Source organism: Salinisphaera orenii subsp. orenii MK-B5, from assembly GCF_003788635.1.
Lineage (GTDB): Bacteria > Pseudomonadota > Gammaproteobacteria > Nevskiales > Salinisphaeraceae > Salinisphaera > Salinisphaera orenii.
Genome location: NZ_AYKH01000003.1, coordinates 1 through 23,505 on the forward strand (window position 1 = coordinate 1; position 23,505 = coordinate 23,505).

At 66.2% G+C, this 23,505-nt stretch carries 34 protein-coding genes; 31 read left to right on the forward strand and 3 right to left on the reverse strand.

The annotated features are described in order from the left end of the window. Window positions 1-8 precede the first annotated feature (8 nt). From rpsJ to rplQ, 28 genes are all read left to right on the forward strand, one after another. Window positions 9-323 (forward strand): 30S ribosomal protein S10, encoded by a 315-nt coding sequence (gene rpsJ, locus SAOR_RS02435; RefSeq protein ID WP_006913628.1) that lies wholly within the window; start codon window positions 9-11, stop codon window positions 321-323. Between the two features lie 150 nt (window positions 324-473). Continuing rightward, the gene (rplC, locus tag SAOR_RS02440) at window positions 474-1,181 is read left to right on the forward strand and encodes a 50S ribosomal protein L3 (protein ID WP_123591822.1); all 708 of its coding nucleotides are present in this window, start codon (window positions 474-476) and stop codon (window positions 1,179-1,181) included. A gap of 30 nt (window positions 1,182-1,211) precedes the next feature. Beyond that, on the forward strand, window positions 1,212-1,820 hold the full coding sequence (gene rplD, locus SAOR_RS02445) for a 50S ribosomal protein L4 (protein WP_123591821.1): 609 nt from the start codon (window positions 1,212-1,214) through the stop codon (window positions 1,818-1,820). Beyond that, window positions 1,817-2,119 carry a 50S ribosomal protein L23 gene (rplW, locus tag SAOR_RS02450; protein ID WP_123630075.1) on the forward strand — a complete coding sequence of 101 codons (303 nt, stop codon included), beginning with the start codon at window positions 1,817-1,819 and terminating at the stop codon, window positions 2,117-2,119. The genes rplD and rplW overlap by 4 nt, the downstream gene beginning before the upstream one ends. A 27-nt stretch (window positions 2,120-2,146) precedes the next feature. Then, window positions 2,147-2,983 (forward strand): 50S ribosomal protein L2, encoded by an 837-nt coding sequence (gene rplB / locus SAOR_RS02455; RefSeq protein ID WP_123591819.1) that lies wholly within the window; start codon window positions 2,147-2,149, stop codon window positions 2,981-2,983. Between the two features lie 27 nt (window positions 2,984-3,010). Then, entirely contained in the window at window positions 3,011-3,280 is a 270-nt protein-coding gene (rpsS, locus tag SAOR_RS02460; protein WP_123591818.1) for a 30S ribosomal protein S19, read from the forward strand. A gap of 16 nt (window positions 3,281-3,296) precedes the next feature. Then, window positions 3,297-3,629, forward strand: a complete 333-nt coding sequence (gene rplV / locus SAOR_RS02465) for a 50S ribosomal protein L22 (protein ID WP_123591817.1) — start codon at window positions 3,297-3,299, stop codon at window positions 3,627-3,629. Window positions 3,630-3,653: 24 nt separating this feature from the next. Then, window positions 3,654-4,334 (forward strand): 30S ribosomal protein S3, encoded by a 681-nt coding sequence (gene rpsC / locus SAOR_RS02470; protein WP_123591816.1) that lies wholly within the window; start codon window positions 3,654-3,656, stop codon window positions 4,332-4,334. Window positions 4,335-4,340: 6 nt separating this feature from the next. Then, on the forward strand, window positions 4,341-4,754 hold the full coding sequence (gene rplP / locus SAOR_RS02475; RefSeq protein WP_123591815.1) for a 50S ribosomal protein L16: 414 nt from the start codon (window positions 4,341-4,343) through the stop codon (window positions 4,752-4,754). A gap of 8 nt (window positions 4,755-4,762) precedes the next feature. Continuing rightward, complete coding sequence (rpmC, locus tag SAOR_RS02480; RefSeq protein ID WP_123591814.1) at window positions 4,763-4,957, forward strand: 50S ribosomal protein L29; 195 nt, start codon at window positions 4,763-4,765, stop codon at window positions 4,955-4,957. A gap of 5 nt (window positions 4,958-4,962) precedes the next feature. Continuing rightward, window positions 4,963-5,271: a 30S ribosomal protein S17 gene (gene rpsQ, locus SAOR_RS02485; RefSeq protein WP_123630076.1), complete on the forward strand. Its 309-nt coding sequence runs from the start codon at window positions 4,963-4,965 to the stop codon at window positions 5,269-5,271. A 9-nt stretch (window positions 5,272-5,280) separates the two neighbouring features. Next, on the forward strand, window positions 5,281-5,646 hold the full coding sequence (gene rplN, locus SAOR_RS02490; protein ID WP_123591812.1) for a 50S ribosomal protein L14: 366 nt from the start codon (window positions 5,281-5,283) through the stop codon (window positions 5,644-5,646). Beyond that, window positions 5,643-5,972, forward strand: a complete 330-nt coding sequence (gene rplX, locus SAOR_RS02495; RefSeq protein ID WP_123591811.1) for a 50S ribosomal protein L24 — start codon at window positions 5,643-5,645, stop codon at window positions 5,970-5,972. Before rplN ends, rplX begins: the two co-directional genes overlap by 4 nt. Window positions 5,973-5,981: 9 nt before the next feature. Beyond that, on the forward strand, window positions 5,982-6,542 hold the full coding sequence (gene rplE / locus SAOR_RS02500) for a 50S ribosomal protein L5 (protein WP_342782270.1): 561 nt from the start codon (window positions 5,982-5,984) through the stop codon (window positions 6,540-6,542). A 19-nt stretch (window positions 6,543-6,561) separates the two neighbouring features. Further along, complete coding sequence (rpsN, locus tag SAOR_RS02505; RefSeq protein ID WP_123630077.1) at window positions 6,562-6,867, forward strand: 30S ribosomal protein S14; 306 nt, start codon at window positions 6,562-6,564, stop codon at window positions 6,865-6,867. Between the two features lie 24 nt (window positions 6,868-6,891). Then, window positions 6,892-7,287 (forward strand): 30S ribosomal protein S8, encoded by a 396-nt coding sequence (gene rpsH / locus SAOR_RS02510; RefSeq protein WP_123630078.1) that lies wholly within the window; start codon window positions 6,892-6,894, stop codon window positions 7,285-7,287. A gap of 28 nt (window positions 7,288-7,315) precedes the next feature. After that, entirely contained in the window at window positions 7,316-7,846 is a 531-nt protein-coding gene (rplF, locus tag SAOR_RS02515) for a 50S ribosomal protein L6 (RefSeq protein ID WP_123630079.1), read from the forward strand. A 36-nt stretch (window positions 7,847-7,882) separates the two neighbouring features. Beyond that, window positions 7,883-8,239: a 50S ribosomal protein L18 gene (gene rplR / locus SAOR_RS02520; RefSeq protein ID WP_123591807.1), complete on the forward strand. Its 357-nt coding sequence runs from the start codon at window positions 7,883-7,885 to the stop codon at window positions 8,237-8,239. 13 nt (window positions 8,240-8,252) lie between these two features. Then, the gene (gene rpsE, locus SAOR_RS02525) at window positions 8,253-8,762 is read left to right on the forward strand and encodes a 30S ribosomal protein S5 (protein WP_123591806.1); all 510 of its coding nucleotides are present in this window, start codon (window positions 8,253-8,255) and stop codon (window positions 8,760-8,762) included. A 10-nt stretch (window positions 8,763-8,772) separates the two neighbouring features. Beyond that, complete coding sequence (rpmD, locus tag SAOR_RS02530) at window positions 8,773-8,958, forward strand: 50S ribosomal protein L30 (RefSeq protein WP_123591805.1); 186 nt, start codon at window positions 8,773-8,775, stop codon at window positions 8,956-8,958. 2 nt (window positions 8,959-8,960) lie between these two features. Next, entirely contained in the window at window positions 8,961-9,389 is a 429-nt protein-coding gene (gene rplO, locus SAOR_RS02535) for a 50S ribosomal protein L15 (protein WP_123630080.1), read from the forward strand. Window positions 9,390-9,392: 3 nt separating this feature from the next. Further along, window positions 9,393-10,745 carry a preprotein translocase subunit SecY gene (gene secY / locus SAOR_RS02540; RefSeq protein WP_123591803.1) on the forward strand — a complete coding sequence of 451 codons (1,353 nt, stop codon included), beginning with the start codon at window positions 9,393-9,395 and terminating at the stop codon, window positions 10,743-10,745. A 73-nt stretch (window positions 10,746-10,818) separates the two neighbouring features. After that, window positions 10,819-10,935, forward strand: coding sequence for a 50S ribosomal protein L36 (gene rpmJ, locus SAOR_RS02545; RefSeq protein WP_006913650.1), 117 nt, complete (start codon window positions 10,819-10,821; stop codon window positions 10,933-10,935). A 119-nt stretch (window positions 10,936-11,054) separates the two neighbouring features. Next, a complete protein-coding gene (gene rpsM, locus SAOR_RS02550) occupies window positions 11,055-11,411 on the forward strand; it encodes a 30S ribosomal protein S13 (RefSeq protein ID WP_123591802.1) in 357 nt (118 codons plus the stop codon). A 36-nt stretch (window positions 11,412-11,447) separates the two neighbouring features. After that, complete coding sequence (rpsK, locus tag SAOR_RS02555; protein WP_123591801.1) at window positions 11,448-11,852, forward strand: 30S ribosomal protein S11; 405 nt, start codon at window positions 11,448-11,450, stop codon at window positions 11,850-11,852. 30 nt (window positions 11,853-11,882) lie between these two features. Next, a complete protein-coding gene (gene rpsD, locus SAOR_RS02560; protein ID WP_123630081.1) occupies window positions 11,883-12,506 on the forward strand; it encodes a 30S ribosomal protein S4 in 624 nt (207 codons plus the stop codon). A gap of 36 nt (window positions 12,507-12,542) precedes the next feature. Then, window positions 12,543-13,529 (forward strand): DNA-directed RNA polymerase subunit alpha, encoded by a 987-nt coding sequence (locus tag SAOR_RS02565; protein ID WP_123630082.1) that lies wholly within the window; start codon window positions 12,543-12,545, stop codon window positions 13,527-13,529. A 32-nt stretch (window positions 13,530-13,561) separates the two neighbouring features. After that, a complete protein-coding gene (gene rplQ / locus SAOR_RS02570) occupies window positions 13,562-13,954 on the forward strand; it encodes a 50S ribosomal protein L17 (protein ID WP_123591798.1) in 393 nt (130 codons plus the stop codon). 686 nt (window positions 13,955-14,640) lie between these two features. On the opposite strand, the gene SAOR_RS02575 is transcribed toward rplQ, so the two are convergent. Continuing rightward, window positions 14,641-15,474 (reverse strand): symmetrical bis(5'-nucleosyl)-tetraphosphatase, encoded by an 834-nt coding sequence (locus SAOR_RS02575; RefSeq protein ID WP_123630083.1) that lies wholly within the window; start codon window positions 15,472-15,474, stop codon window positions 14,641-14,643. A 296-nt stretch (window positions 15,475-15,770) separates the two neighbouring features. Here SAOR_RS02575 and SAOR_RS02580 point away from each other — a divergent pair, with 296 nt between their 5' ends. The 3 genes from SAOR_RS02580 (at window position 15,771) to SAOR_RS02590 (ending at window position 20,958) form a co-directional block, all read left to right on the forward strand. Continuing rightward, window positions 15,771-16,823, forward strand: a complete 1,053-nt coding sequence (locus SAOR_RS02580; RefSeq protein ID WP_185015524.1) for a GGDEF domain-containing protein — start codon at window positions 15,771-15,773, stop codon at window positions 16,821-16,823. A gap of 1,365 nt (window positions 16,824-18,188) precedes the next feature. Then, on the forward strand, window positions 18,189-19,910 hold the full coding sequence (locus SAOR_RS02585; RefSeq protein ID WP_123630085.1) for an EAL domain-containing protein: 1,722 nt from the start codon (window positions 18,189-18,191) through the stop codon (window positions 19,908-19,910). A gap of 97 nt (window positions 19,911-20,007) precedes the next feature. Further along, window positions 20,008-20,958, forward strand: a complete 951-nt coding sequence (locus SAOR_RS02590) for an IS481 family transposase (protein ID WP_123630086.1) — start codon at window positions 20,008-20,010, stop codon at window positions 20,956-20,958. Window positions 20,959-21,720: 762 nt separating this feature from the next. On the opposite strand, the gene rsmA is transcribed toward SAOR_RS02590, so the two are convergent. After that, window positions 21,721-22,497, reverse strand: a complete 777-nt coding sequence (gene rsmA / locus SAOR_RS02595; protein WP_123630087.1) for a 16S rRNA (adenine(1518)-N(6)/adenine(1519)-N(6))-dimethyltransferase RsmA — start codon at window positions 22,495-22,497, stop codon at window positions 21,721-21,723. Further along, window positions 22,487-23,488 (reverse strand): 4-hydroxythreonine-4-phosphate dehydrogenase PdxA, encoded by a 1,002-nt coding sequence (pdxA, locus tag SAOR_RS02600; protein WP_123630088.1) that lies wholly within the window; start codon window positions 23,486-23,488, stop codon window positions 22,487-22,489. The genes rsmA and pdxA overlap by 11 nt, the downstream gene beginning before the upstream one ends. Window positions 23,489-23,505 lie beyond the last annotated feature (17 nt).

The following is a 23,505-nucleotide window of genomic DNA, read 5'->3' on the forward strand; positions in this document are numbered from 1 at the left end:
ATAAGATCATGGCAGCCAGTCAGAACATTCGGATCCGGCTCAAGGCGTTCGATCATCGTTTGATCGACAAGTCGGCACGTGAGATCGTGGAGACCGCGAAGCGGACCGGTGCCCAGGTGCACGGTCCGATTCCGCTCCCCACGCGCAAGGAGCGCTACACGATCCTGATCTCGCCGCACGTCAACAAGGACGCGCGGGATCAGTACGAGATCCGGACGCACAAGCGGATGATGGATATCGTGGAGCCGACCGAGAAGACGGTCGATGCGCTCATGAAGCTGGATCTGGCGGCGGGCGTCGACGTCCAGATCAAGCTTCAGTAAAAAAGACGTTACAAATCGGGTTCGGTCTGTTATAGTCCGCGCCCCTGGTCGACAAGGCCCGCGCTCCGCGGGCCTTGTTCGCTGGACACAACCATACTTGAACTGTCGCCCCCTCTAGCGAGTGGCGATAAGCGAGAAGGTGTTTCATACATGGCTATTGGATTGGTAGGTCGCAAGCGCGGCATGACGCGCGTGTTCGACGACAACGGCGTGTCCGTGCCTGTCACGGTCGTCGAGGTCGAGCCGAACCGCGTCGTCCAGAAAAAAGATGTCGACACCGACGGCTATCGTGCCGTGCAGGTGACGACCGGGACGCGGCGCGCTTCTCGCGTGACCCGGCCGGCCGCAGGGCATTTCAAGAAAGCCGGCGTCGATGCCGGCCGCGGACTCTGGGAGTTCCGCGTGGAAGGTGATTGGCCGACGGTGCCGCTGGCAGCGCCCGCCGGCAATCAGGACGAAGACGAGGCCGCCGAGGCGGAGCAGACGGACATCGAGGTCGGCGGTGAGCTGACGGTGTCGCTGTTCGCCGAAGGTCAGGTCGTGGACGTGGTCGGTCAGTCGATCGGTAAAGGCTATGGCGGTGTAATCAAGCGGCACAATTTCCGCTCGCAGCGCAACAGCCACGGCAACTCGAAGGCGCATCGCGCGCCGGGTGCCATCGGTCAGAACCAGTCGCCGGGTCATGTGTTCAAAGGCAAGAAAATGGCGGGCCAGCTCGGCAACGCCCGGACCACGGTGCAGAACCTCAAGGTCGTACGTGTGGATGCGGAACGCAACCTGCTCCTGATCCAGGGCGGGGTTCCGGGCGCCAAGGGCGGCGACGTGGTCGTGTCGCCCGCGGTCAAGAAGGCCGGGTAGGCGCGACATTTCGGATAGGCACTGAAAGTCATGGAATTGAATCTAGCGACAGGCGGGAAATCGGTATCGGTGTCGGACGACGTGTTCGGCCGGCCCTTCAACCGCGATCTCGTGCACCAGATCGTCACCGCGCATCTCGCCGGTGCGCGTGCCGGCACCAAGGCGCAGAAGAATCGCGCGGCGGTGCGGGGCGGCGGCAAGAAGCCGTGGCGTCAGAAGGGCACGGGCCGGGCCCGTGCCGGCACCATCCGCAGCCCGCTGTGGGCCGGGGGTGGCGTGACGTTCGCGGCCGTGCCGCGAAATCACGCACAGAAGGTCAATCGCAAGATGTATCGCGCCGGTATGCGTGCGATCGTCTCGGAGCTTCTGCGCCAGGATCGTCTCACCGTAGTCGAGGCTCCGTCGCTCGAGGCGCACAGCACCAAGGCGCTGATCAAGGCGCTCTCGGATCAGGGCTGCGAGGCGCGCGGACTGCTGGTCATGGCCGAGGTGGACGACAAGGTCGGCTACTCGGCGAACAACATCCCGGGTTTCGACGTGGTCGAATCGGGCGGGGTCGACCCCGTCGTGCTCGTCGGGGCCGAGAAGGTGCTGATCACAGAGGAAGCGCTGCGTGCGCTTGAAGGTTGGCTGGCATGAATCAGGAACGAATTTTTCAGGTCCTGCGCGCGCCGCACGTCTCCGAGAAGAGCAGCGTGGTGGGCGAAGCGCACAATCAGGTCGTGTTCGAGGTCGCCAGAAACGCGAGCAAGCCGGAGATCGCCAAAGCGGTGTCGCAGCTGTTCGACGTCAAGGTCACCAAGGTCACGACGCTGAACGTTCACGCTAAGCAGAAGCGATTCCGGGGTCGGCCTGGCATGCAGTCGGGCTGGAAGAAGGCCTATGTGACGCTGGCCGAAGGCGAGGATCTCGATTTTCTCGACGGCGCCGCCGGCTAGGCGTCAGAGCACAGAGCGAGAACAGTTATGGCACTCAAGAAAGCCAATCCGACCTCTGCAGGCCGTCGCTTCGTCGTCAGCGTCAAGAACAAGGCGCTGTACAACGGCAAGCCGCACGACGCGCTTACCGTCAAGAAGCACAAGCAGGGCGGCCGGAACAACAACGGTCGGATCACGGTCCGGCATCGCGGCGGCGGCCATCGCCAGCACTATCGGCTGATCGATTTCAAGCGCGACAAGGACGGTGTGCCCGGCCGTGTCGAGCGCTTGGAGTATGACCCGAACCGCAGCGCGAACATCGCGCTGGTGCTGTACGCCGATGGTGAGCGTCGTTACATCATCGCGCCGCGCGGTGTCGACGCCGGCACGCCGATTATGTCGGGTCCGCAGTCGCCGATCCGCCCGGGCAACGCCATGCCGCTGGCCAGCATCCCGGTGGGCACCACGATCCACTGCGTCGAGATGCGGCCGGGCAAGGGTGCCCAGCTGGCGCGCAGTGCCGGCGCCACCGTGCAGCTGGCCGCGCGCGCCGGGGAATACGCGGTGCTGCGGCTCAAGTCGGGCGAGACCCGTCGCGTGCACGTGAACTGCAAGGCGACGGTGGGCGAGGTCGGCAACTACGAGCACAGCCTCCGCCAGCTCGGCAAGGCCGGCGCGAAGCGCTGGCGCGGCCGCCGGCCGACGGTGCGTGGCGTAGCCATGAACCCGATCGACCACCCGCACGGCGGTGGTGAGGGTCGCACCAGTGGCGGTCGCCATCCGACCAGTCCCTGGGGCTGGAAGACGAAGGGTTTCAAGACGCGTGCGAACAAGCGCACCGACGGCATGATTGTTCGTCGCAGCGTCAAACGGAAGAAGCGGTAAGCCGCGTCAACAGGCACGGGAACAGCTATGCCACGTTCTATCAAGAAGGGTCCTTTCGTGGACCTGCACCTGGCCAAGAAGGTCGAGGCGGCTTCGGGCAGCACGACCAAGCGTCCGATCAAGACCTGGTCGCGGCGCTCGATGGTCACGCCGGACATGATCGGTCTGACGATCGCCGTGCACAACGGCCGTCAGCACGTGCCGGTGTTTGTGTCCGAAAACATGGTGGGTCACAAGCTCGGTGAGTTTGCGCCCACGCGTACGTTCAAGGGCCATCTCGGCGACCGCAAGAGCTAAGGCGAGGACACTAGTCATGGAATCGATCGCCAAACTGCGCTTCGCGCGCATTTCGCCGCAGAAGGCGCGCCTGATCGCGGACGAGGTCCGGGGCATGCCGGTCGAGCGTGCGCTCGAGATTCTGCAGTTCTCGACCAAGAAGGCCGCGCAGATCATGCGCAAGGTCCTCGAGTCGGCCGTGGCCAACGCCGAGCACAACGAGGGTGCGGACATCGACGAGCTCCGGATCTCGACTCTGATGGTCGACGAAGGGCCGACGATGAAGCGGATGAAACCGCGGGCGCGTGGCCGGGCGGACCGGATTTTCAAGCGCACGAGTCACATCACGATTCGTGTCGCCGACAAGTAATCGGCAGAACAAGCGGAACTAGATATGGGTCATAAAGTACATCCGATCGGCTTCCGGCTGGGGATCACGTCGGAGTGGAGCTCGCGCTGGTACGCCGAGAGTGCCGGCTATCGCGACGCCCTCAATACCGATCTCGAGATTCGGGATTTCATCCGTGAGCGCCTGGCGCACGCGTCGGTGAGCCGCATCCAGATCGATCGTCCGGCCCGTTCCGCGCGGATCACGCTCCACACGGCGCGGCCGGGCATCGTGATCGGCAAGAAGGGCGAGGACATCGACAAGCTGCGCATGGAGGTCTCCGAGCGCATGGGCGTGCCGGTGCATCTGTCGGTCGAGGAGATTCGTCGCCCCGAGCTGGACGCGCTGCTCGTCGCGCAGAACATCGCGCAGCAGCTGGAACGTCGGATCATGTTCCGGCGTGCCATGAAGCGCGCGGTCGGCAACGCCATGCGCCTGGGCGCCGGCGGCATCCGTGTGAACGTGGCCGGACGGCTCAACGGCGCCGAGATCGCGCGCACGGAGTGGTATCGCGAAGGCCGCGTGCCGCTTCACACGCTGCGAGCGGACATCGACTACGGCCTGGCGGAAGCCAAGACCACCTACGGCGTGCTCGGCGTCAAGGTGTGGATCTTCAAGGGCGAAGTGTTCGACGCCGATCCCAAGATCGAGGAAACGCCCGCGGAAAGCGGCGCGGCAGCGGGGTAATCAGTCATGTTGCAACCCAAGCGAGTCAAGTTCCGCAAGGTCCAGAAAGGTCGCAACCGTGGCCTGGCCCAGCGCGGCAACGAAGTCAGTTTCGGTGAGTACGGCCTAAAGGCCGTGACCCGCGGGCGGCTCACGGCGCGCCAGATCGAGGCCGGTCGTCGCGCGATGACCCGCCACATCCGCCGCGGCGGCAAGACCTGGATCCGCGTGTTTCCGGACAAGCCGGTGACAAAGAAGCCGATCGAGGTCCGCATGGGCAAGGGCAAGGGCAACGTCGAGTTCTGGGTGGCCAAGGTCCAGCCCGGTTCGATGTTGTACGAAATGGAAGGCGTGAGCCGCGAGGTGGCGCAGGAGGCCTTCCGGCTGGCCGCGTCCAAGCTGCCCGTCAAGACTGCGTTCGTCGAACGCAAGATCCTGTAGAGGTCGTCATGAAAGCGAAAGAGCTGCGCGAGAAATCGCCGGAAGATCTGCATAAGGAGCTGCTGGCCCTGCGTCGTGAGCAGTTCAACCTGCGCATGCAGCAGGCGACCGGTCAGCTGTCCGGTACGCATCAGTTCGGCGCCATTCGTCGTGATATCGCGCGCATCAAGACAGTGCTGCGCGAAACGCGCAACCAGGGTTGAAAGACATGAGCGAGAACAACGAAGCGGTGGATGGCAAGACCGGGCAGCAGACGCGCAGTCGCGTGGTGGCCGGCAAGGTCGTCAGCGCCGCGATGGACAAGACGATCGTCGTCTACATCGAGCGCCGGATGCAGCATCCGCTGTACGGCAAGTACATGCGGCGCAGCACGCGCCTGAAAGCGCACGATCCGGAGAACACGTGTCAGGTCGGCGATCTCGTGGAGATCGTCGAGGGTCGCCCGGAGTCGCGCGGCAAGGCGTGGGCGCTGTGGCGTGTGGTCGAGAAGGCCGGCGAATTCGATACCGCGGGATAAACCAAAGCCATGATCCAGACAGAATCGGTACTCAATGCGGCTGACAACAGCGGCGCCCGCCGGGTCCAGTGCATCAAGGTGCTGGGCGGCTCGCATCGCCGGTATGCGCGCGTCGGTGACATCATCAAGGTCACCGTCAAGGACGCGATTCCGCGCGGTCGAGTCAAGAAGGGCGACGTGATGAACGCCGTCGTGGTGCGCACCCGGCACGGCGTGCGTCGCGTCGACGGCTCGCTCATCCGTTTCGACAAGAATGCGGCGGTGCTGCTCAATGATGCGGACCAGCCCGTCGGCACGCGCATCTTCGGTCCGGTGACGCGAGAGCTGCGTGCCCGCTTCATGCGCATCATCTCGCTGGCGCCGGAGGTTCTATGAGCTCCAACAAGATTCGCACCGGCGACGAGGTCGTCGTCATCTCGGGCAAGGATCGGGGCCGTCGCGGCACCGTGAACCGTATCCTGGATGACAAGCTCGTCGTCGAAGGCATCAACATCGCCAAGAAGCATGTCCGTCCCGACCCCAACCAGGGCATCCAGGGCGGCATCGAGGAGCGGGAAATGCCGCTCCATGTCTCGAACGTGATGTTGTACAACCCCGACGCCGACAAGGGCGACCGGGTCGGTTTCAAATGGCTGGGCGAAGGATCGGATCGGCGCAAGGTCCGCATCTTCAAATCGTCCGGCGAAGTCGTGGACGCGTAGGCAAACGTCATGGAACAGGCAATGGAACAACCGGCACGCTTGAAAACGGTGTATGCCGACCAGATCCTGCCGGACCTGATCAAAAGGTTCGGCTACAGCAGCCCGATGGCGGCGCCGCAGGTCACCAAGATCACGCTCAACATGGGTGTGGGCGAGGCGGTATCCGACCGCAAGGTGATCGAGGCGGCGATGGCCGACATGGCGACGATCACCGGCCAGCAGCCGATCATGACCCGGGCACGCAAGTCGGTCGCCGGGTTCAAGATTCGCGAGGGCTGGCCGATCGGCTGCAAGGTCACGCTTCGGCGCACGCGGATGTACGAGTTCCTCGATCGTCTGGTCAACGTGGCACTGCCGCGGATCCGCGATTTCCGCGGGCTCAATCCGCGGGCGTTCGACGGTCGCGGCAACTACAGCCTGGGTGTGCGCGAGCAGATCGTGTTCCCCGAGGTCGACTACGACCAGGTGGATAAGCTGCGCGGGATGGACATCATCATCACCACGTCCGCGCGAAACGACGAAGAAGGGCGAGCGCTGCTCGACGGCTTCAACTTCCCGTTTCGGAAGTAGGCTCGGCCCGGAGATAACTATGGCGAAGAAAAGCATGATTGCCCGCGACCGCAAGCGCGAAAAGATCGTGGCGAAATACGCCGCGAAGCGCGAAGCGATCAAGGCCCGTATCAACGATCCCGAGGCCACGCCGGAAGAGCGTTTCGCGGCGGCTCAGGAACTTCAGGCGCTGCCGCGCGATGCGAGTCCCACGCGGGTCACGCGGCGCTGCCGCGCCACCGGGCGCCCGCGGGGCGTCTATCGCAAGTTCGGGTTGTCGCGCAACAAGTTGCGCGAAGCCGCGATGCGTGGCGAGGTCCCCGGCCTCGTCCTGTCCTCCTGGTAGGCCACAGAATAGGTATCGGTACGCATGAGTATGACTGACCCCATTGCCGACATGCTGACCCGTATCCGTAACGGGCAGTCGGCAGACAAGGAAAGTGTCGAGATGCCCTCGTCGAAGCTGAAGCTGGCGATTGCCGGCGTGCTCGAGTCCGAGGGCTATATCGCCGGTTACGAGACTGGTGAGCTCGACGGCAAGCCGCGCCTGAAGATCCGGCTCAAGTATTTCCAGGGCCACGGCGTGATCGAAAACATCGAGCGCGTGTCGAAACCGGGCCTGCGGGTGTACCGCAGCAAGGGGGACATTCCCTCTGTCGTCGGCGGTCTCGGCATCTGCATCGTATCGACGTCGCAGGGCGTGATGACCGATCGGGCCGCGCGCGAAGCCGGTCACGGCGGCGAATTGCTCTGCACGGTGTCGTAGGTCGGCGGTAACGCGAGGAAGCGCAATTATGTCTCGAGTAGCAAAAGCGCCCGTCGCCCTGCCCAGCGGTGTGGAGTGCAACGTCTCCGGCCGCGAGGTCAAGGTGAAGGGCAAGAACGGCGAGCTCCTGTTCACGCTGCCGCCCGGCGTCGATCTCGATGTCGAAGAGGGTCAGGCGCGGGCGCGTCCCAGCGGCCGTCAGGTCAACCTGGCGATGGCCGGCACGGTCCGCGCGATCGTGGCCAATATGGTCCACGGCGTGAGCGAGGGCTTCGAACGTCGCCTCGAACTGGTCGGCGTCGGCTATCGCGCGCAGGCGCAGGGCAACACGCTCAACCTGGCGCTCGGGCTGTCGCATCCGGTGGCGCACCAGATGCCCGAGAGCGTGAGCGTGCAGACGCCTTCGCCGACGGAAGTCATCATCACCGGGGCCGACAAGCAGGTCGTCGGTCAGGTCGCCGCGGAGATTCGGAACTATCGTCCGCCCGAGCCTTACAAGGGCAAGGGCATCCGATATTCCGACGAGCGCGTCGTCCGCAAGGACGCGAAGAAGAAATAGCGCGTCGTCACACGCATCAAACGGTAAGTCAAGGTCATGCACAACAAGACGATCTCGCGTTTGCGCCGTGCCCGCCGCGCGCGCATGCACATGCGCAACCTCGGCGTTCATCGGCTGTCGGTGCATCGCACGCCGCAGCATATCTATGCGCAGCTGTTCGCTCCGGACGGGTCGCAGACCCTCGTGTGCGCCTCGACCAACGAGAAGGCGCTGCGCGAGGAGTGCGGCACCACGGGCAACTGTGACGCCGCACGGCTGGTTGGGCGCACGATCGCCGAGCGGGCGAAGGCGGCCGGTGTGGAATCGGTGGCGTTCGACCGCTCCGGTTTCGCGTATCACGGCCGGGTGAAGGCGCTGGCGGATGCCGCGCGTGAAGGCGGCCTGAAGTTCTAAGCAGGATTTTCCAATGGCAACACGTAACGAACAACGCACCGAAGGCGACCTGCTCGAGAAGCTGATCACCGTCAATCGCGTGGCGAAGGTGGTGAAGGGCGGCCGGCAGTTCGGCTTCACGGCGCTGACCGTGGTCGGCGACGGTGAAGGCCGCGTCGGTTTCGGCTATGGCAAGGCGCGGGAAGTGCCGCTGGCCATCGCCAAGGCCATGGACGCCGCGCGCAAGAACATGATCCGCGTTCAGATCAAGGACGGCTCGACGCTGCAGCACGCGATCAACGGCCATCACGGTGCCACCAAGGTGATCATGCGCCCGGCCTCCGAGGGTACCGGTGTGATCGCCGGCGGCGGCGCACGCGCGGTCTTCGAGGTTGCCGGCGTGCAGAACGTGCTGGTCAAGAGCTACGGCTCGCGCAACCCGATCAACATCGTGCGCGCCACCATCAACGGCCTGCGCGACCTGCACGATCCGGAGTTCATCGCGGCCAAGCGCGGCAAGACTGTCGAAGAGATTACGGCTTAAGGAGCGCGTGATGGCCAGCAATCAGATCAGGATCAAGCTCGTGAAGAGCACCATCGGGCGCGTCAAGCGCCATCGGGACTGCGTGCGCGGCCTGGGGCTGCGCCGCATGCACCACGAGGTGACGGTGGCGGACACGCCGGAGAACCGCGGCATGATCAACAAGGTCGCCGACATGCTCGCGATCGAGGAGGCCTAGGCATGAAGCTCAACGATCTCCAGCCGGGCGAAGGCGCCCGGCAGTCGGCCAAGCGCGTCGGCCGCGGCCCGGGTTCCGGGCTCGGCAAGACCGCGGGCCGCGGCCATAAGGGCCAGAAGGCGCGTACCGGCGGCAGCATCAACGCCGGTTTCGAGGGCGGCCAGATGCCGCTGCAGCGGCGCGTGCCCAAGCGCGGCTTCCGCAGCCCGATGGACGGCCCCGCCGAGGTCCGCCTCGACAGCCTCAACCGGCTCGACGGCGAGGTGGACCTCGCGGCACTCAAGACCGCCGGTGTGGTCCCGCGTGACGCGCATCGGGCCAAGGTTATCGCCACGGGTGCTCTGAACAAGGCGATCACGCTCAAGGGCGTGGCCGCGACGGCGGGAGCCGCCAAGGCGATCGAGTCGGCCGGCGGCAGCGTAGCCGAGTAAATCATGGCAAAGCGCCCCAACAATCAGGCGGCCGGTGGCGGCGGGAAGCTACCCGATGCAGGCAACCTGACGGAGATCCGGCAACGACTGCTGTTTCTCGTCGGGGCGCTCGTCGTCTTCCGTATCGGTACGTTCATCCCGGTGCCGGGCATCGACCCGGCGCAGCTCGCGCAGCTGTTCGAGAACCAGTCCGGCACGATTCTCGATGTCGGCGTGATGTTCACCGGTGGCGCGCTCAAGCGCCTGTCGATCTTCGCGCTCGGTGTCATGCCGTATATCTCCGCGTCGATCATCATGCAGCTGATGACGGCAACGATTCCGAGCCTGAAAGAGCTCAAGAAGGAAGGCGAGGCCGGGCGCCGCAAGATCACGCAATACACGCGTTACGGCACGGTCGGGCTGGCATTGTTCCAGTCGATCGGCACCGGCGTGGCGCTGTGGAACCAGGGGATCGCCCAGTCCGGGATCAGCGAATATGCGTTCATATTCACGACCGCGGTCTGCCTGACCACGGGCGCGTTGTTCCTGATGTGGCTCGGCGAACAGGTGACCGAGCGCGGCATCGGCAACGGCATTTCGATGCTGATCTTCGCCGCCATCGTCTCCGGCCTGCCATCGGCGATCGGCGGCACGCTGGACCTGGTGCGTACCGGCGAGCTCAGTATCTTCTTCGTGATCGCGCTGTTCGTCGGCGCACTGGCGGTGCTCGGCTTCGTTGTCTTCGTGGAGCGCGCGCAGCGACGGATTCCGGTGCATCATGCCCAGCGCCAGCGCGGGCGACGCATGTACGCCGCGCAGACCCAGCACCTGCCGTTGAAGCTGAACATGGCCGGCGTGATTCCGCCGATCTTCGCCTCGAGCATCATACTGTTCCCGGCGACGATCGTGCGGTTCCTGGGTGAGGGCGGAACGATCGCGAATTGGGTGTCCAATGCGATCGCGCCGGGACAGCCGCTGTATGTGCTGTTCTACTCGACGATGATCATCTTCTTCTGCTTCTTCTATACCGCGCTCGTCTTCGATTCGCGGGAGACAGCGGAGAATCTCAAGAAGTCGGGTGCCTTCATTCCGGGTGTGCGCCCGGGCATTCAGACGGCCAACTACATCGACACGGTACTGACCCGCCTCACGGTGGCCGGTGCGGTCTATGTCACGTTGGTCTGCCTGCTGCCGGAACTGCTGATCCTGCAGTACAACGTGCCGTTCTATTTCGGCGGCACGTCGCTGTTGATCATCGTGGTCGTGGTCATGGACTTCATGGCCCAGTTGCAGGCCCATCTGATGTCGCATCAGTACGACGGGTTGATGAAGAAGAACAATCTCAAGTCCCAGGGCCGCGCCGGCGTGCTTCGGTAGCCTTCGCGGACGGGTTGTTCTCCAGGAATGAAACGCCGGCCGCGAGGCGGCCGCGCAATGTCAGAGGTAGGACATGAAAGTCAGAGCTTCGGTCAAGAAAATCTGCCGTAACTGCAAGGTCATCCGCCGCAACGGTGCGGTCATGGTGATCTGCTCGACGGACCCACGGCACAAGCAGCGCCAGGGTTGAACGGCGGGGCTTGTAAACACTGAATAAAGAGGCTATATTGGCGGGCTTTTCCGGAGTCGCTAGGCGCAAGATGGCGCACGGAACACGTTCTCGTCCCCGGTAGCTGGGAGATCAATCGAATGGCGCGAATCGCTGGAGTCAACCTCCCGATCAACAAACATGCGGCCGTGGCGCTCACGTCGCTCTATGGTGTCGGGCACACGCGTGCTCGCCAGATCTGCGAATCCGCGAATGTCGCGGTCGATACGAAGGTCAAGGATCTCACCGAGGGTGAGGTCGAGTCGCTTCGGGCGCAGGTTCAGGAATACACGATCGAGGGCGATCTTCGGCGCGAGGTGTCCATGAACATCAAGCGGCTGATGGACCTCGGCTGCTACCGCGGGCTGCGTCATCGGCGCGGGCTGCCCGTCCGGGGCCAGCGCACCAAGACCAATTCGCGGACGCGCAAGGGTCCGCGTCGACCCATCCGCCGTTAATTTCGCTTCGGCTCGGGAATTTACAGGTAACGCTCTATGGCGACAGGCACGTCCAGTTCCAACACTCGTACGCGCAAGGCGCGTGCGCGTCGCAACGTCACCGATGGCATCGCCTTCGTGTATGCGACGTTCAACAACACCATCATCACGATCGCCGATCGTCAAGGCAACGTGCTCTCGTGGTGCACTTCGGGAACGTGCGGATTCAAGGGCTCGCGCAAGAGCACGCCGTTCGCCGCGCAGGTCGCGGCCGAGCGCGCCGGCGAGGGTGCGGGCCAGTACGGCGTCAAGAATCTCGAGGTACGGGTGAAGGGCCCGGGCCCCGGTCGTGAGGCGGCGGTTCGTTCGCTCAACGGTGCCGGGTTCAAGGTCAGCAGCATCATCGACGTGACCCCGATCCCGCATAACGGCTGCCGGCCGCCGAAGAAGCGCCGCGTTTAATCGCGTTGCCAGCCAACAGGTAGATCAGGAATGGCTAAATATACCGGTCCCAAATGCAAGCTGTCGCGCCGCGCAGGTACTGACCTGCTGCTCAAAGGGCGCGGACGCTCGCTGGAAGGCAAGTGCAAGATCGACACGCCGCCGGGCGCCCAGGGGGCCCAGCGCCGCCAGCGTCTGTCGGACTATGCCCTGCAGCTGCGCGAGAAGCAGAAGTTGCGGCATATGTACGGCGTGCTGGAGAACCAGTTCCGCAATTACTACAAGAAGGCGGCGTCGCAGAAGGGCGCCACGGGTGTGTTGTTGCTGCAGCTGCTGGAGTCGCGCCTCGACAACGTGGTCTACCGCATGGGTTTCGCCGCCACGCGCGCCGAGGCGCGCCAGCTGGTGAACCACAAGGCGGTCGCGGTCAACGACTACCCCGTCAACGTGCCCTCCTACCAGGTGGGCCCGGGCGATGTGGTGGCGATCCGCAACAAGGCGAAGAACCAGACGCGCATCCTCGACGCCATCCAGGTGGCCTCGCAGATCGGGCTCGCCGAATGGGTTGAAGTCGACGAGAAGGGGCTCAAGGGCACCTACAAGTCGATTCCGGACCGCGATCAGGTGCTGCCCGACATCAACGAGAATCTGGTCGTCGAGCTGTACTCGAAGTAAAAGTCGCTGTCGCGGACAGCCAGAGGTATTTGCAATATGCAGTCCAGTGAATTGCTGAAACCACGCCTGGTCGAGGTCGAGCGGCCGAGCGAGCGGCGCGCGAAGATCGCCCTCGAGCCGCTTGAGCGCGGTTACGGCCACACCCTCGGCAATGCGATGCGGCGGATCCTGCTGTCGTCGATCCCGGGCGCGGCCATCACCGAGGTCACGATCGACGGCGTGCTGCACGAGTACACCACGGTCGAGGGCATGCAGGAGGACGTCATCGACGTGCTGCTCAACCTCAAGAACGTGGCGGTGCGCATGCACTCGCGGGAAGAGGCCGAGCTTCATCTCCACAAGAGTGGCGAAGGCGTCGTGACGGCGGGCGACATCACCACCGATCACGACGTCGAGATTGTGAACCCGGACCTCGTCATCGCGCATCTGACCAGCGGCGAGCTGCGGATGAGCATGAAGGTGCGCCGCGGTCGCGGTTATCAGCCGGCCCAGGGCAACGAAGAGGCCAACGACGAGGAAGGCGGCGGCGTCGAAGTCGGCGCACTGCGTCTGGATGCCTCGTTCAGCCCCATTCGTCGGGTGAGCTACGCGGTCGAGCGGGCGCGTGTCGAACAGCGCACCGACCTCGACAAGCTGGTGCTCGACATCGAGACCAACGGCAGCGTCGAGCCGGAGGATGCGGTCCGTACCGCCGCCGCCACGCTCTACGACCAGCTGTCGGTGTTCGTGGATCTCGAGGCCCGCGAGGAGGCCGGTCGTAAGGGCGATTCGGGTCAGGTCGACCCGGCGCTGCTCAAGCCGATCGAGGATCTCGAGCTGACCGTGCGCTCGACGAACTGCCTCAAGGCCGAGGACATCCACTACGTGGGCGATCTCGTGCAGCGTACGGAGACCGAGCTCATGCGTACGCCGAATCTCGGCAAGAAGTCGCTGACCGAGATCAGCGAAGTGCTGGCCGAGCACGGACTCAAACTGGGCATGACGGTCGAGAACTGGCCGCCGGCCGAACTGGAAAAAGCCTAGGCCTTTCCAGCCAGACACAGGGAATTTCAGCTATGCGTCATCGCAAGAGCGGTACCAATCTCGGGCGCGAGTCCTCGCACCGCGCCGCCATGATGAAGAACATGTCGGCTTCGCTGATCAAGCAGGAGCTGATCCGCACGACGCTGCCCAAGGCCAAGGAGCTGCGGCGCGTCGCCGAGCCCCTGATCACGCTCGGCAAGACCGACAGCGTCGCCAATCGCCGGCTGGCGTTCTCGCGCCTGCGGGACAAGGAAGCGGTCGGCAAGCTCTTCGGCGTGTTGGGCGAGCGCTATGCGCAGCGGCCCGGCGGCTATCTGCGGATCCTGAAGTGCGGCTATCGCCCGGGCGACTGTGCGCCGATGGCGTATGTCGAGCTGGTCGATCGGCCCATGGCCGATGAGGACGACGAGGACGAGGCGGCGTAGGCGCGTCACGAACGCGCGGCGCGTCAGCCACGAAGCCGGTGCCCGGATGGGTACCGGCTTTTTCGTGGGCGCGATTTTTCATCGGGCTCGAACCGTTGGGGCCCCGCGCGGTCCGCAACTCGGCGGCGCCGCGGAGTTGCGGCGCGATGGCGGCCGGTTCGGTCGGAAAACGCAGGTTCGGCCGCCCCGGCTGTATCGGCCTGGGCGCGGCCGCGCGTAGTACGAAGCGGTCGCGGCGACCCGGCTCGGACGAGAAGACCGTCGCGGTGAATCGCAATCAGGGGCCAGCGGTACGCCTGCCGCTGTGGCTCGCGCGAAGCCTCATCGGGGCTGATCGAGCGTGGCGAACACGCGCATTAGACGATCGACCGACGGGGATGCGGCCCGCGCGCGCGGCCGTCGCCGACGGGCGTTGGTGTGAAGCTTAGAGAGACGCGCTGGGGCGCCCTGCGCGCGCGGCGATGGGGCGGCCCGGCTTTGGGCTGCGCCGCGGCCCGCGGTATCGTCGGGCGCGCAGAGAACTCGGTGTGCGGGTGGCGCCCAACGGGTAGCTACCGTCGAGTGGGTTATGGCGGCGGCCGTGACCGCGCAGCCGGCTCAGAGGCCGCGCCGGTGCGAGGCGCCGCGACCAGCCGCGAGGCCGGCCCGCGGACGATCGAAGGCGTCGGTGCGTGAAGGTGGCACACCTAGGCGCTCGCGCTGGCGGCTTCGACCTGGATCAGTTCCGGCTCGGGCGTGTCCAGGCGCAGGGCGCTGAGTTGCCCGCCCCAGGCGGCGCCGGTGTCGATGCCCCAGACGTTGTGTTCCGGCCAGGCTACATGCTCCAGCGCCGACCAGTGCCCGAAGACGATGCGCTGCCGCGCGCTGGCGCGCTCCGGCATCGCGAACCAGGGGATCAGCGCCGGCGGGGCATCGGCCAGCGTCTTCTTGTAGTCCATCTCCAACCGTCCGTCCGGATGGACGAAGCGCTGGCGCGTCAGTGCGTTCGCGGTATAGCGCAGGCGCTCGATACCGGCGAGGTCCGGCGCCCAGCGGGCCGGCGTGTTGCCGAACAACGCGTCGAGGAAGGCCAGATGATCGGGCCCCTGAAGCGCGGCTTCCAGCGCCCGTGCCTCGGTCTGGGCCTCGGCCACCGACCACTCGGCCGGGAGCCCAGCGTGGACCATGGTCCAGTCGAGCGTGGCGTCCCGATGCATCAGCGGCCGATGCCGCAGCCAGTCGAGCAGCACATCGCGGTCAGCCGCTTGCAGCAGGCCCTGCAGCGAAGCGTTGGCCCGGTCCGTCGCATCGTCTTTCTGGGCCAGTGTCAGAAGGCTCAGGTCGTGGTTGCCCAGAATCGTGATCGCGCGCTCGCCCAGCCCGCGTACCCGGCGGATCACCTCCGCCGAATCCGGGCCGCGGTTGACCAGGTCGCCCACAAACCACAGCCGGACGTCGTTGTGATCCGCATCGAGCCGGTCCAGCAGCCGTTCGAGCGGTTCCGCGGCGCCGTGAATATCGCCGATTGCATAAGTGCGCATGGCCGTAGTGTAACGTCGATCGGCCATGTGACGCCCGCGGCATGGTCGGTGCATGACTGCGATCGCCACGGTTTAGTCGGGGTCGCCCGTGTTGGGCCGATGGTTGCGAGGCACGAGGACGGTGCGATAGCGTTTCGCCCCGATTGGCGGCCGCCACGCGCTTTCGAGACGCGCGCCAACGGAGCGTACAGTCCATTTTTATCCATGGCCGGTGATGCGTTATGACAGACACTGCGCATGAAGCCCCCGAAGACCGAGTTCGACGGCATCAGGCCAACCGTATGCGGCGCCTTGGCATGGCCGGCGCCTCCTACTCCATGCCCGCCTCGATCGCCTTCGCCGCGGCGATGGCAGGCGAGCTCGGCTGGACGCCACTGCTGAACTATCTACTGACTGTTACTGCACTGTTGGTGGCTTTCTACGTTGTGTTCCGAACCGGGGCGAACCTGCGTTTCGCCGAGCCCGGGTTGACCACCGCCCAGGTCATGGCACCGCTGCCGCCCGGGCTGTATCTCATGTATCACGTCGGATCCCATGAAGCCCGGGCGGCCATGCTGCTCACCGTCATCGTGCCATTGTTCTACGGCCTGCTGGACTTCGGCATGCGCCGCTTTCTGGGTGTTACGGCGGTCTATTTTGTGGCTTACTGCGCGCTGTTCGCCGTGCTTGCCTGGCACCAGCCCGAACTGCTGCAGGATCCCGACGAGTGGATTATGCTCATCGCCTTGGCCGCGCTCATGGTCCAGCTCGGCCTGATCGGCGGCTTCGTCAGCGAATTGGGAGACGTGCTACGCCGCAAGAACCGTGAACTCGGCGAGGCCCTGACCCGGATTGCCGACATGGCCGTGCACGACGAACTCACCGGTGTCTACAACCGCCATCACCTCGTCGATGTCCTGCGCAGGGAGGTGTCGCGCGCCGCCCGCGGCGATGCGGTGTTCTCGGTCTGTCTCATGGACCTCGATCTGTTCAAGCAGGTCAACGACCGTCACGGCCATCTCGTGGCGGATGAGGTTCTGCGTCGCTGCGCGCATCACGTCGAGAGCCGCATCCGTGACATCGATACGTTCGGGCGCTACGGCGGCGAGGAATTCGTGCTCGTGCTGCCCGCCACTGGTGCGCCCGCCGCCCGGGATGTCGCCGAGCGCCTGCGCCGTGAGCTGGCCGACCTTGAGTTCGCCAACGATGCCGGCGAGCGCTTCGGCATCACCGTCTCCGTGGGCATTGCGGTAAGTCCCCGCAGCCCGTCCGCCACCGTCGACGCCCTTCTGCACGAGGCTGACGCGGCCCTTTACGATGCCAAGAACAGCGGTCGAAACAGGGTGTGTAGCGCCGCGGTCCCGGGCTAATCGTCTCGGGCGGTCTCTCGGCTCAACGCGGTACGCCGGCACAGGTGGCGACGTAGCGGATGGCGCCAAACCGGTTGTGCGCGCGTTGTCACACCGCCGCCCGGTCCCCGAGCACTTGCGCGAGAGGCAGCACCCGTAGCCGGTGGCCCGGCGCCTATCCGTGCATGGCCATGGCGTTGGCGTTCTTGGTCTCAATGAATCCGGTACGGCGTTCAATCAACTGTTCAGGATGGTCGCGCTCGGTCGATAACGAAATCGGGACTGGAAAGCTGAACCCAGTCAACTATTGGTCGTGATCCCTCGGAACAACGCTGGCCTTCAGGTCGGAGATTCCGCGCCGTCCGATGGCCGCCGAAGGCCGTTCGCGGCGAGGCAGTGGCCCTGTGATGTCGCGTGATAAGCGTGTGGCGTGTCGTGGGCATGGAGATCGCTGTGGTCTTGGGAGTCGGTGAGTGGAAATAGGCTGCAGGATCAGAGAGTTTTCGGTGATGCCCTATCGTTTGTCGAAGGTGCGAGTGCATCAATCCATTCTCGATAATCAATGCGACGGCTTCGGAATATCCGAGCCTGCGAAAAACGCTGGCTGCCAGCGGTTTCGAGAAGAACGTCGAATGGCGTTTGCGTTCCGTTCGCGGCCGCCTGTGTGCACGGCCAGTCTTCTTTATCAAGGCGCGGGCTATGAGATCCATCGGGTCGTGCGTCGTGTTGGCCGCCCCGGGATCGAATCCGCGAAAGCCATCAATGCGATGTCGGTTTCATCGGCGTCACGCGTGTCGGCCAGCCCGCGGGACAACACGCTTGTTATCGGCATCCGCTTATGTGGTCCGAGACAACCGCGGAACGCTTCGGTATGCCCGATGCGGGTAACGTACGCCGGGCCGCCCGCTGGCTCGGCCGGGTCGTCATCCATGCACGGCGGAATCCACGCGCAATGCCCCGGTCGGCACTGATGAATGGTCGATCCGGTGCCGCAGCTCCAGGCGCGCTGGCCGAGATCGTGCGGCGGGGCGCGCATCCCGCGTCGATGCCCATGCGGCCCCTGTCGTCGATCAGGGGCGGTTCCAGCCGGATGCAAAAGAGACTAGTGATGATCGCCGCAGCGGCGAACGAAAGTCGCCGAGTTGTCCAACGCCGGACATCGGCTTGGCAATTGATCTCGGCAATGCATGACCGGAGAGATAACGACCTCTGTGCCGGGCGAGACATCCATTGGCAGTTCGGCGATGCCGATGCCGAGGCGAACGATGTCGCGCCACCGTGCGCGACGGTTTGGTGCCGTCCGACAATGGTGGTTAGCGCCGGCATGGCTAGCGTCTCCGGTGGGCGTGGGCACGGGTCCCTGCGGATGGTTGCGGAGATTCGTGGATGAGCGCGAACGCGCGCGCCCTGCGCTACGGACTGGCGGTGGTCGGCCTTCTGCTGGCCGGCTGGGCCGGCATGCGGGCCGCCGGTGTCCTCATCGAGGCCCGAAGCGGGGCGCTGCACGACGCCGAACGGGCCATCGCGCAGGCCACCGCACCGTTGATCGAGCAGCGGCGCATCTCCGATCGCCTGATCGTGGCGGTGGAAGCGCTGGTCGGCGGCGACGATCTGCACATCGACTATCTCACCCTGCGCAACGCCGATAATGTGACGCTGGTCTCGCGCGGCCATCTGGGCGATACGTTCGGTTGGCTGCCCACCGACCTGGCGCGCGCCTGGCGCGGCTGGCTCTATCGTGTGGGCGCCGCCGAGGACAATCGCGCCGTGATGCGCGATGAGCGCCGTGTCGGTGACGCTCGCTACGGGGTCGGCTGGCTGCACGTCGTAGGGCGTGCCGGCGCCGGCTTCTTCATGTGGGCCGGGTTGGCCGCGCTTGGCGTGATCGGTTTCCTCTTCGGCCTGTTCGGCCGTGATACATCCCGTCGCCGGACCGCCGACGCATCCGCGAGCCGGCCCAGCGGGGCCGCGATCGCCTCAACGGCAGGGGCGGACAGGGGACGATCCGCAAGGGCGCCGCTGTCGCGGCTGATCTCGCGTCGGCGCGAGACCGCCAACGATTTCGCGCCGATCGCCGCCAAGCCCCGACAGTCGTACGACACGCTCGTCGGCGACAGCGGGCGCACCGGCGCGCCCTCGGGGTTGTCCGCAGCGGCAGGCGCCGAGCAGTCGGAGGACGCGCTGGCGCACCCCGCGCCGTCGACCGGGTCACCGGCAGCCGCCGACGCATGGATATCTCCGACGTCGGACGCCGGCCGGCCTGCATCGACAGAGGCGCCGCCAGCCGAATCCGATCTGGGATCGCCTGCGGTGCCGGCCTTGCAGCCCGCTTCGTCCTCGGCCGGGTCGTCGATGACAGCGCCGGTGCCCGGCGCGGCATATGCGCCGGAGGGCAGCCTGCACGCGCCCTCGCTCGATGCCGTGCCGCAGCTGGGCGACGATACACTCGACCTGAAGCTCTACCCGGTCTGGCAGGGCAGCGGGCCGCAGCGCCGTCTGGCCGCTGCGCAGGCCATGCTCGCCTGGCGCTCGGGTGAGGCACATCTGGTGGATCCGGCGACGCTGACGCAGCTGGCCGAGCACGAGAATGCGCTGCGCGCCTTCACACAGTGGATCGCCCGCCGCTTTTCCCTGCTGCACGGCAACTGGCGCACGCTGGAACTGGCGACCGTGCCCATCCTGCTGCAGGTGCCCAGCGCGCTGCTGGCCTTCGCCGACGCGGAATCGATCTGGCGCGAGGCCCTGCGTCGGACCGACCGCGACCCGGACGACCTGATTCTGCGCGTCGCCCCCGAGGACGCCAAAGCGTCGTCTTCAGGGCTGCCGGTGCGGCGCGCGCTGACGCTCGACTCGCCAGAGGCGGATATCGCCGATCAGTGCGATCTGCTGTGTCTCGATGCGGACGATGTCGACGGCGCGCAGGTATCCTGGCGCGACGTCATGGCCGGGCTCGACCGCCCCGTACTGCTGGGGCCGATCGCCGACCCGGAGGAATGGTCGGATCTCATCGAGGCCGGCGCCTGCTGGTATCGCGACAGCGCGGATGCGCTCCACTCGCCGCGCTCTTTCGGCCGGCTGCTCGCCCGTCAGGCGGTCCGGCCGATCTAGGGGCATCTAGGTATGACCTCTCAGTAGATTGTTCATCCGAGCCGCGTGCCCTGAAGCTGATGGGTGCTGAAATCCGTCAGACGAAGGAGCGACCCGGATGAACACGCACAAGAATGCGCGACTCACCGTTCACAGTCGACAGGTGTTGGTTCGTCGTGTCATCGAACAAGGGCAAAGGCCCATCGATGTCGCCCAGGCCATGGCGGTGAGCCCGCGCACCGTCTACAAATGGCTGAATCGCTATCAAAGCGAAGGCTGGGCCGGCTTGTCGGATCGAAGTTGTCGGCCCCATCGATGTCCGCACCAGATCTCAACCGCGCAGCGAGCGCGCGTGATCCGTTTGCGCCGACAACGTCTGATTTATCGTGCGATCGTACGCCAGACCGGCGTGCCGCGCGCGACCGTTGCGCGGGTGCTCCAACGCGCCGGCTTGAATCGGTTGTCGGCGCTTGAGCCGTCACGGCCGGTACGACGATATGAGCACGCGGCCCCGGGCGACCTGCTGCACCTGGATATCAAGGCAGTGAATCGCTTCGTGCGCCCCGGCCACCGCGTGACGGGCGATCGGCGTCATAAATCGCGTGGCGCTGGGTGGGACTATGTCCATATGGCCATCGATGACCACAGCCGGGTGGCCCATGCCACGATCTGGCCGGACGAGACCGGCGCCAGCGCGGTTCGGGCGCTGATGGCCGCGTTACGTTACTACCGGCAACTGGGCGTGCGCTTTAAGGCGGTGCTGACCGACAATGGGGCCTGTTATCGATCCTGGCGCTTTGCCAAGGCCTGTCGTCGACTCGGGCTCAAGCACAAGCGCACATGGCCGTACCGGCCACGCACCAACGGCAAGGCCGAGCGGTGGATCCAGACGGCGCTACATGAGTGGGCGTATGCCCATGTGTATCAGAACGCCGACGAGCGCGCGGCCTATCTGCCGTACTGGCTCCACGACTACAACTGGCATCGACCCCATGCCAGCATCAAGCACAAACCACCGATCAGCCGATTGCAGCTATCCGTGAACAATGTGGTGGGTTTACACATCTAGGGCCATTCGCAGCCTGGCTGGCACGAGGTCGGACCAGTTTTGCGCTGAAGACCGCACATCGTCTTTGACGAGCCACGAGCCACGAGCCACGAGCCACGAGCCACGAGCTACGAGCCACGAGCCACGAGCCGTGAGCCGTGAGCCGTGAGCCGTGAGCCGGACGTGCAACGCCGCTGCGCGGTCATGGTGAGTTGCTCATGGGGGTCACGGGCCAGGTGCCCGTGACATGGGCCGGGTGAGGCGATCCGGCATGGGAGCACGCTTAGGTAGTGCACGGTGCCGCTCGCGCCGAGCCTCGTGTTGCCGAGGAACAGCGCTGGGCGCGGGCTTGCATGAGGTGTTGGCCGGCGGCGCCGGGATCAGCGTGGCGCGTCCCGCGCCGGTCACAGGTTGGCCCCGAGGCGGACGATGGCCGCGGCCCGGGCCAGCCCACGCTTTTGGCGGGTTGCCGTGCACCGCGTTCACGGCGGCGCGTCGCCCGTGTCGTGCCCGCACGCCGTGCCCGTCAATCCCGAAGCCGCGTGCGCGCGGCGGGCGCGGCAATCCAGGTCGGTCGTCCGCTGCATCGCCTGCGGTGATCAGCCGGTGCGGCCGATCGGTTTTGGTAGTCCGATGCGCGGGCGCTTGGGCGGTTCGATGCCGGTGACACCGCCGAGCCCTGCGGCGGGGCCTCAGCGGCCCGATCGAGCGAGCGGCGGGCGCGTGGCCTGCGGACGTGCGCATGCGTCGCCGACCCGTGACGGCGACGGTCCGGGCGCGGCGTCAGTAGCGCTCGGCCGCAGCCCGGGCGAGCGCGGCGAAGTCCGCCGCTGAGAGACGCTCGGCTCGTTCGGCCGGGTCGATGCCGCAGGCGGCGATCGTCTCGGCCTCGAGCTCGCCGCGCAGCGCATTGCGCAGCGTCTTGCGGCGCTGGCCGAAGGCCGCGGTGACCACGCGGTCGAAGCGGGCCGGGTCGTCGATTGTGAAATCGGGGCTGCGCGGGGTGATCCGGACCACGGCCGACATCACCTTCGGCGGCGGTCGGAAGGCCCCCGGACCGACATCGAACAGATGCTCGGCACGGGCGCGGGCGGCCAGGGTGACGCTCAGGCGGCCGTAATCGCGGCTGCCGGGGGCGGCGACCATGCGGTCGACGACCTCCTTCTGCAGCATGAAGTGCATGTCGACGATCGGCGCGTCGCCGCCCAGCAGCGCGAACAGCAGCGGCGAGGAGATGTTGTAGGGCAGGTTGCCCACCAGCCGCAGCGCGCCGCCGCGCCGGGCCGCGAGCGCGGCGTAGTCCACGCTCAGGGCGTCGGCCTCGATCACGTTCAGGCGCGGGTCGCCGGCAGCGGTCTCGCGCCAGCCGGCGGCCAGTTCGCGGTCGATCTCGATCACGCTCAGGGCGTTCACGCGTTCGAGCAGCGGCCGGGTGAGGGCGCCTTCACCGGGGCCGATCTCGACCAGCCGGTCGTCGGCGGCGGGGTCGAGCAGGCGGACGATGCGCTCGATCACCCCGCGTTCGTGCAGGAAATGCTGGCCGAAGCGCTTACGGGCCATGGCTGCCCGCGCGGGCCATGTGCAGGGCGGTGGCAATGGCCGCCCGCAGGCTGCCGGTGTCGACGGCGCCCGTTCCCGCGAGATCGAGCGCGGTGCCGTGGTCGACCGAGGTGCGCACGATCGGCAGGCCGAGGCTGATGTTGACGGTGCGGCCGAAGCCCAGATGCTTGATCACCGGCAGGCCCTGGTCGTGATACAGCGCCACTACCGCGTCCGCGTCGGCCAGCCGATGCGGCGTGAACAGCGTATCCGCCGGCAGCGGGCCGACGAGGTCCAGCCCGCGCGCGCGCTCGGCGGCGATGACCGGCGCGATGGTGTCGATCTCCTCGCGCCCGAGATAGCCGTCCTCGCCCGCATGCGGGTTCAGGCCGGCGACCAGCAGCCGGGGCCGGGCGATGCCGAAGCGGGTGGTCAGTTCCTGCGCGGTGACCCGCAGCACGTGGCCGAGGCGTTCCGCGGTCACGGCCGCCGGCACGGCGGACAGCGGGATGTGGACCGTGACCAGCGCGACGCGCAGGGCGCCGTCGTCGGTGGCGAGCATCATCACCGGCTCGTCGGCGCCGCAGCGCTCGGCCAGATAGCCGGTGTGGCCGGAAAAGTCGATGCCGGCGGCGTTGATCACCGCCTTGTGCACCGGTCCGGTCACGAGTGCGGCGCACTGGCCGTCGCGGCAGCGCTCCACGGCGCGGTCGAGCGTGTCGAGCACGTAGCGGGCGTTGGCGGGATCGGTGCGGCCGGGCGTCGGTGCGGCCGGGCAGGCCACGGCGTCGACGCGCAGGACGCCGGCCGGTGCCGGCAAGGGCGCTCGAGCGTAGTCGACGGGCTCGAGCGTCAGCGGCAGGTCGAGCAGGCGGGCGCGTGCGGCGAGCATCTCCGGATCGCCCACGGCGACGAGTTCGCAGGCCTGGCGCGTCTGCGCGAGGCGCACGGCCAGATCCGGGCCGATGCCCGCCGGCTCGCCCGGGGTCAGTGCGAGGCGCAGCGCGCCCATGGCCGCTCCCGTCGCCG